General features: G+C 35.2%; 1 protein-coding gene. It reads left to right on the top strand.

Annotated features, from left to right (window positions below; all coding sequences use genetic code 11):
* On the top strand, positions 1-250 hold a 250-nt coding region (locus GUI70_RS26045; RefSeq protein ID WP_161884614.1), incomplete at both ends, for a substrate-binding domain-containing protein.

Below are 250 nucleotides of genomic sequence, written 5' to 3'. Positions count from 1 at the left end.
AAGATCAAAAGGTGTTTTAGACGCTCTTAAAAAAAATTTAGATACAACTATTGAGATTGTTGAAACAAATTTTTCTTTTTCAAAAGCGTATGAAAAAGCGATGAATGTGTTAGCCACAACATCGGCTACCTACGTACTTTGTGCTACAGATAATATTGCTTTAGCCGTTATGAAAGCCGCGCACACATTAGGACTTAGTATTCCGACTGACTTTTCATTATCGGGTTTTGGTGGATATGAAGTTACTTCT

It is taken from the genome of Deinococcus alpinitundrae (genome assembly GCF_009982895.1).
In the GTDB taxonomy this organism is placed as follows: Bacteria; Deinococcota; Deinococci; order Deinococcales; family Deinococcaceae; genus Deinococcus; species Deinococcus alpinitundrae.
The sequence above is the reverse complement of the archived record's forward strand: the minus strand, read 5'-3'. Positions and strand labels throughout refer to the sequence as shown.